Consider the following 346-nt stretch of genomic DNA (forward strand, 5'->3'; position numbering starts at 1 on the left):
GGCTAAACCAATGGAATGCTAATGGTAGAAAACGTGATAATAATGAAGTATATATTCCCGTTCCTAAATATATACATGATAAATATCCTGATTTTTTTCCCTCTTCAAATACTACTTTTTCGTTAATTACTCCTGATGGTCAAACTCTTCAAGCTAAGATTTGCCAACAAAATGGAAAAGCTCTAATGACTAATCCTAACTCAGCATTAGCAAATTGGCTATTACGTCAACTTTTAGCCTTAGAACCGAAGCAATTAGCAACAATGGAACATCTAAAACTAATAGATTGTGATAGTGTAACTATTACTAAAATAAATGACGCAGAGTTTAAAATAGATAAAGCAAA

1 pseudogene is annotated in these 346 nt (G+C 31.5%); it reads left to right on the forward strand.

Annotation, left to right across the window (positions count from 1 at the left end):
* A pseudogene (locus ACTHS3_RS17400) lies at positions 1–346 on the forward strand (restriction endonuclease); the annotation flags it as partial.

This window comes from Neisseria sp. P0009.S007 (assembly GCF_051962515.1).